Genomic DNA, 6,000 nt, shown 5'->3' with positions numbered 1-6,000 from the left:
CCCAATCAAAAACCTCAGATGCCCCCAGTCTCTCCCGAGCGTCTCCGCAGCTTCCACCGCGTCCCAGCACCTCAGCAGCGCCGGTGAAGGGCGTTCTATGCCTTACGCATTCAACGCGCAAGTGGAAAATTCAAGAATATCGCAAAAAACTTCAAATTCATTTTTTAAGCAATAGTTTCAAAAAGTTAAGCGGCACTCACCTCATAGAAATCGGCGAAAATCATCCTTCAAGCACACCAGATATACCGCCTAGGTTTCAGTGCTTGTTGGTTCAAACCCAACATATAGTGAGAACACTACAGTCACCCACAAGACCATACCGACTCGACGGCAATCAGCGATTCATTTCCAATCCCGGAATCGCACCCGATATCGGCGCCGCCAGGCGCAATGCAAGTTGGCCTTACAGGGCCTTGCGCATTGTCTATGGATAGGCTCAGGTCTTTTCAAAGCAAACCCGATACGCCTGTGACCTTGATATGACGAATGACATTAAGTTTCCCTTGCTGCGAACCGTTGGGTTTGACGGTCTGTTGGTGACCTTTGCGCAAACCATGTCCGAGCCGTCGAACCGCGCCGCCCTGGCGTTTCGGGGCGCAGTCGAGGCGCAGCAGATTGATGGCGTGCTTGAGACTTCGGCCTCGCTGGCATCTGCATTTATAAGGTTTGATCCATTAAGCCTGTCGCATCATGACATCGAAGAGTTGCTGCGGGCTATGCTGGTCAGTCGCGATTGGTACGCTGCACCTTTGCCTGCGGGGCGACGATTCTGGAAAGTGCCGACGGTCTACGGTTCCGATCTTGCGCCACAGCTAGAAGACGCGGCATTGGCAGCAGGGTTGTCACCAGCGGACGCCATTGATCGTCTCAGCCAATCGCGTGTGCGGGTTTTAACCATCGGATTTGCGCCGGGCCAACCTTATCTCGGGCCACTCGGACCCGAATTCAACATTCCACGCCTGAAAGAGCTGACGCCGATGGTGCCTGAAGGGGCGTTGGTTTTGGCAATTTCTCAATTTGTCCTGTTCTCGGGGCCAACCCCAACCGGATGGCGTCATGTTGGACAAACCGCGTTTCGTTGCTTTCGTCCGGACATGGGGCGAAGTTTTGCCCTCAACCCCGGTGATGAGATGCAGTTCATCTCAGTCACGCGCGAAGAGCTTGAGGATATCCGTACAACCTGCACTGATGGCTCTGGTGGTGCGAGTTGCGAGGAGATCGCGACATGACGCTGATCGTCCACCGCATCGGCCCAGCTTGCACGGTTCAGGATCAAGGGCGCACCGGGTATCTGGATCAAGGCCTGTCGTGTTCGGGTGCCGCAGATATAGCGGCGCTTTATGAAGGGGCCGCGTTGCTTGGTAACACCCCAACGAGCGCCGCCCTCGAAATGGCGGGGATGGGTGGTGAGTTTGAGGCAACCGCACCAACCGCCATCGCGCTGACCGGCGCACCGATGCAGGCCAGTATCGATGGCAGCCCCGTCTTGTGGAATGCCTCGCATCAGATGGAGGCTGGGCAGCGGCTGGTAGTCGGGTCGGTGCTGCAGGGCAGTTACGGGTATCTGAATCTGGGTGGCGGGATCGGGACCGACATGACGCTGGGCTCACGCGCGGCCCATCTGACCGCAAGGATCGGGCGCGCTGTTCAAGCGGGTGATCACCTGCCAGCGACGGAAACCGGCAAGACCGGCCTGAAACTGCGTTCGGAGGATCGGTTTTCGGGTGGGACGTTGCGGGTTGTGGCCAGCTTTCAAACCGCACTGTTCGATGACGAGACGCTGGCACGGTTTACGCAAACGAAATTCCGCCGCGGTGCCCGAGCCAACCGGATGGGCATGCAGCTGGATAGCGACGGTAACGGCTTCGCGGCAAAGGGTCAGTTGAACATACTGTCCGAAGTCATAACTCCCGGCGATATACAGATGACCGGCACCGGTGCGCCCTTCATCCTACTGCCCGAGTGCCAGACCACCGGAGGTTACCCGCGCATCGCAACCGTTCTGCCCTGTGATCTGCCCCGCGCTGCACAGACCCCGGCGGGAGGCGAGGTGCGCTTCGAATTCGTAACACTGGAACAAGCCATCGCGCTGCAAGCCGCATTTAAGGCCGACCTTGCCCGCCTGCCCGCCCGTGTTGAACCATTGGTCCGCGATCCGCATGACATCCCGGACCTCCTGTCCTACCAACTGATCAGCGGAATGATCTCTGCCACCGAATAAGGAGTTATTGCGATGCCGAGCGTCGATCTGAATGCCGATATGGGCGAAAGCTTTGGCCCGTGGAAGATGGGTGACGATGAAAGCCTTCTGAAGATCATCACATCAGCCAATATCGCCTGTGGCTTTCATGCGGGTGACCCGGATGTGATGGCCAAGACCATGGCTCTGGCAGCCCAGAACGGTGTGGGCATCGGTGCGCATCCCGGTTTTCCTGACCTGCAGGGATTCGGGCGTCGAAACATGAAAGTGCCCCATGACAGTTTGCGCAATCTGGTGCGTTATCAGCTTGGATCGGCAATCGGTATGGCCAAGGCGTTGGGCACCGAAGTACGGCATCTGAAATTGCACGGGGCGCTGGCCAACATGTGTTCGGTCGATATCGATATGGCGCGGGCCTGTTATCAGGGTGCATTGGACTTGGACCCGGACATCATCATCATGGTGCTGGCGGTCACCAAACAAGAAGAAGCGGTGCGCGAGCTGGGCTGCAAATGGGTAGGCGAGATTTTTGCCGACCGTGCCTATAATGACGATGGCACCTTGGTGGATCGGTCACTGCCGGGAGCCGTGATCCACGACCCTGCACTGGCCGGACCACGTATTCTGGAAATGGTGAAGGAAGGTGCCATCATCACCGAATCCGGCAAACGCCTTGAGACCTCAATCGATACGATCTGCCTGCATGGTGATGGCCCGACGGCAGTTCAGATCGCGCACTCGGTGCGCGAGAACCTGATCGCGGGCGGAGTCGAGGTCACAAAATTCATCCGTTAGTTACAACAACGTAACTTTGGCACCCCATCTCCAAACTGTTGCCCATGCAGGCCTTAGCGCCTAGCATGCATGGCAAGTGCATGATCTGACTACCACAAATCCAAGCAACGCGCCGCAAGGAGGTTAGCCTATGTCTTTTGATCTGATGTCCTACCAGCCAAGGGGCGACAAGAAGAACTCGGACTTCTTCACCGAATATCTTCCCAGGATTTACGAGCGCCGCGTCAGCTCGGGCATTGCTGATCAGATCGGTGCGATGCGGGCCATTGTCATTCAGGTCGAGACAGATGCGCTGTTTGACACGCTGGTCGAGCTTTATGTGATGACCCCCTATCGCCACACCGCCAGCTATTTGGGACAGACACACAAGTTCTCGGTGATGCATTCACATGCCGATTATCCGGCGCTGATCCTGATGGCTCCGCTCAGCCCGACATTCGAGGATTTCATCCCGCGTATCAATCGTATGTACCCGCTGGCGCGCGGTAAGCCGCAGACGCGATATGTAGGTGAGATTTACGGTGCCACCGACCTGAAGGCGCTGACTGGAACGCTGGAGGATCAGAATATTCGGTTCGAATATTCTGGGGACACCGAAAATCCGTTCTACACGCTGGAAGGATACCGCTTTACGACGCCATCGGATTTCACGTGCAATCGCGTCGGCTATTCCACGCTGGATTTCAACGACACAGACAGTCTGGGACTGGGTGACCGTGTGCTGTTGAGTGATGCGGAACAGGTCAAGCTGGATCAGGCCGCCGCTTTTGGGACCGAAAGCAATATCTCACCACTGATGCTGGGGATCGACCATCTGGCGACACGCATTCTGGCCGGGGAACGTGAGGACGCAATCCTCGAATTTCTGACCATGGTGCCTTATTACTTCTGGGGGGCGTACAACATCTTCGACATGAACTCGTCGACCAATGTGAATCGCAATGCCAATGTGGATGACGACAAGAAATCCCCTGCCAAAGTCTTTACTGCAAACAACACGCCTTCATTCGTGAACTCTTTCGAGCAATTGCCGATGCCAACCGAGGATTTCGTGCGTAATTTCGGACGACGCTTGCACCACATGGCGGTTGAAATCCAGGACGGCGACCATGGCGCGGGTGAGAAAAATGTCGATTTCGTGGTCAACACTCTTAAAGACAAGGGCGTTCCGTTCCTGGCCCATGTGGTCGGGGAATGCAAAGATGATCCGAACCTGAAACAGATCTTCTCAAAGCACTCGAAACACACGCTGCTGATCACCGAATACATCGAACGTTGTCATCACTACGACGGTTTCTTCACCAAGGATAACGTTGCAGCCTTAACTGCGGCGGCCGGGCAAGATGAACAGTACAAGCACGGCCACGTCTTCGATTGATTTACCATAAAAAATGGGCTGCGAGGTCATCGCAGCCCAGGCCCATCCAGGAGAGAATGCCGGGTCTTATGACGGCCCGATCATGAAACACGTGACATTGCGCGCCTGTAACCGACGACAGGCCAGATCAGCCTGTTCGCGGGTCATACCCTGAAATGTCGCGTCAAACCCACGCGAGCTTTGGTTCACCTTACGCAAAGTGCCTTCCAAAGTGGTCATTTCCGACAGCGCAGTTTTCAACAGAACCTTCTCGGCCTCATACCGTGTGGTGTAGCGGCCAACATTGACGCCCCAAAGGTGACCGCCGGAAGTGGACAAGCGGGTCACAACTTCGGGTTCAGGCTCGGGTTGTTTGGCCGGTTCGACCGAGGCCAGCACCACGTTTTCGGAAGGCTTGGCGCCATCCGACGGTGCTATGTCTGCTGCTGCAATCGCAGCAGCGATACCGTCCTGAATCCGGGTGTTGTCTTTTTCAGCCGTTGCGGCGACCGACCCCGCGACCTGAACCGTTTCGCTCGCCACCGGGCGCAACACCGGGCGCAGGCTCTTTTTCGGCGGGCCCGCTTGGGCGACCACTTGTGCACTACCCAGACCTGCATTCCCTGCATAGGCCGGGCGGGCGGGCTTACGGATTGGCGCACGCGAGGGGGCACGGCGGAAACCCATATCCAAAAGCTCGGCCACCCGGGCGTTGCGCGATGCACCTGATTTGCCACCGAAGACGGTCGCGATGATACGTTCATCTTTGCGCTTGGCCGAAGCAACCAGATTAAACCCTGCAGCGCGGGTATAGCCGGTCTTGATCCCATCGGCGCCCCGATAGGCTGCCAAAAGGCGGCGGTTGGTGTTCGGTACAGTCTTGATCCCGGCATTCGTCGATTGGCGCGAGAACAAGTTGTAGTACTGCGGGTAATCGTACAGCAGGTGACGGCCCAGCGTGGTCATATCCCGCGCGGTCGACAAATGCCCCGACTCGGTCAGACCATGGGCATTCTTGAAGGTGGTCCGGCTCATCCCCATCGCCTTGGCGGTGCGGGTCATGCGACGAGCAAACGCCGCCTCGGACCCGCTGAGGGCGATGCCGATCGCGGTTGCCGCGTCGTTGGCGGATTTCACCGCCGCCGCCCGGATCAGATAGCGAAACGCGATTCGCTGCCCAGTGCGCAAACCCAGCTTCGAGGGCGGCTCAGCCGCTGCCGCCTTGGTGATGCGCACCTGAGTGTCCAACGTGATCTCACCATTCCGCACGGCCTCAAACGCAATATACAGCGTCATCATCTTGGTCAGAGATGCCGGATGCAACCGCGTGTCGGCATTGCGGGAATGCAGCACTTCTCCGGTGCGTGCGTCGATCACCATGGCCGCGTAAGGGGCCGCCATGCCCTGAAGTGGTGCAAATGAAAGCAGCCACAGAAATGCTATAAGTAATAAGCCCATTCGGGCCGGAACTGTCCGCCGAATCTGCACGATCTTTGCCTCTGTCTGCCTCGCGCCGCCGGGTTTTCCCGGTCAGCAATTTTTATTTTGATATTCTTTAGGCTAACACAGGGACGGGTTTAAAGAAACTGAAAGCTGCGTTTGAGTGGATCATATACACGATCAGATTCACGCTACATATGGTGTTTCA

At 57.0% G+C, this 6,000-nt stretch carries 5 protein-coding genes; 4 read left to right on the top strand and 1 reads right to left on the bottom strand.

The annotated features are described in order from the left end of the window. Window positions 1-479 precede the first annotated feature (479 nt). The 4 genes from ACR0BI_RS17125 (at window position 480) to ACR0BI_RS17110 (ending at window position 4,373) form a co-directional block, all read left to right on the top strand. Complete coding sequence (locus ACR0BI_RS17125) at window positions 480-1,229, top strand: 5-oxoprolinase subunit B family protein (RefSeq protein WP_480563013.1); 750 nt, start codon at window positions 480-482, stop codon at window positions 1,227-1,229. After that, on the top strand, window positions 1,226-2,221 hold the full coding sequence (locus ACR0BI_RS17120; RefSeq protein ID WP_480563014.1) for a 5-oxoprolinase subunit C family protein: 996 nt from the start codon (window positions 1,226-1,228) through the stop codon (window positions 2,219-2,221). The genes ACR0BI_RS17125 and ACR0BI_RS17120 overlap by 4 nt, the downstream gene beginning before the upstream one ends. Before the next feature lie 12 nt (window positions 2,222-2,233). Then, the gene (locus ACR0BI_RS17115; protein ID WP_170647064.1) at window positions 2,234-2,995 is read left to right on the top strand and encodes a 5-oxoprolinase subunit PxpA; all 762 of its coding nucleotides are present in this window, start codon (window positions 2,234-2,236) and stop codon (window positions 2,993-2,995) included. A 130-nt stretch (window positions 2,996-3,125) separates the two neighbouring features. Then, window positions 3,126-4,373, top strand: coding sequence for a hypothetical protein (locus tag ACR0BI_RS17110; RefSeq protein WP_480563015.1), 1,248 nt, complete (start codon window positions 3,126-3,128; stop codon window positions 4,371-4,373). A gap of 66 nt (window positions 4,374-4,439) precedes the next feature. On the opposite strand, the gene ACR0BI_RS17105 is transcribed toward ACR0BI_RS17110, so the two are convergent. Then, entirely contained in the window at window positions 4,440-5,810 is a 1,371-nt protein-coding gene (locus tag ACR0BI_RS17105) for a D-alanyl-D-alanine carboxypeptidase family protein (RefSeq protein ID WP_170396050.1), read from the bottom strand. Between the last annotated feature and the right edge of the window lie 190 nt (window positions 5,811-6,000).

It is taken from the genome of Ruegeria sp. E5, from assembly GCF_056534105.1.
Note: the sequence above shows the minus strand (reverse complement) of the source record. Positions and strands in the feature narration are given on the sequence as shown.

Coding starts and splice junctions, on each gene's coding strand:
- ACR0BI_RS17120 (WP_480563014.1), top strand. CDS start 1,226: ATGACGCTGATCGTCCACCGCATCGGCCCAGCTTGCACGGTTCAGGAT.
- ACR0BI_RS17110 (WP_480563015.1), top strand. CDS start 3,126: ATGTCTTTTGATCTGATGTCCTACCAGCCAAGGGGCGACAAGAAGAAC.
- ACR0BI_RS17125 (WP_480563013.1), top strand. CDS start 480: ATGACGAATGACATTAAGTTTCCCTTGCTGCGAACCGTTGGGTTTGAC.
- ACR0BI_RS17115 (WP_170647064.1), top strand. CDS start 2,234: ATGCCGAGCGTCGATCTGAATGCCGATATGGGCGAAAGCTTTGGCCCG.
- ACR0BI_RS17105 (WP_170396050.1), bottom strand. CDS start 5,810: ATGGGCTTATTACTTATAGCATTTCTGTGGCTGCTTTCATTTGCACCA.